The sequence below is a fragment of the Bartonella sp. CL63NXGY genome, assembly GCF_042194905.1.
Lineage (GTDB): Bacteria > Pseudomonadota > Alphaproteobacteria > Rhizobiales > Rhizobiaceae > Bartonella.
On sequence record NZ_JBHINK010000147.1, the window covers coordinates 1 to 235 of the forward strand.

At 51.5% G+C, this 235-nt stretch carries 1 pseudogene; it reads right to left on the bottom strand.

What is annotated here, in order from left to right:
- Positions 1 to 186: pseudogene (locus ACFIK0_RS09805) on the bottom strand (NCS2 family permease); the annotation flags it as partial.
- Positions 187 to 235 lie beyond the last annotated feature (49 nt).

Here is a 235-nt window from a genome sequence, read left to right on the forward strand (position 1 = left end):
TGCTCCTTCGACCATTGCCAAGGAATCTGACAGGAAGGCGCGACCAATTCCAGGAATCTTACCATGATCATCCACCATGCCTGCCTGTTGGGTCATTCCAATCAATGTTCCCGCAGTATCAAAGAAGGTGACCGGTAAGAAGGTTAACACGACGATGAACAACTGTGGGGAATTAATATCGCTCACGGGGAGGATGGCGTGCCCAAATGTTGGAGCCAAACTGGGGGCGGGAGAA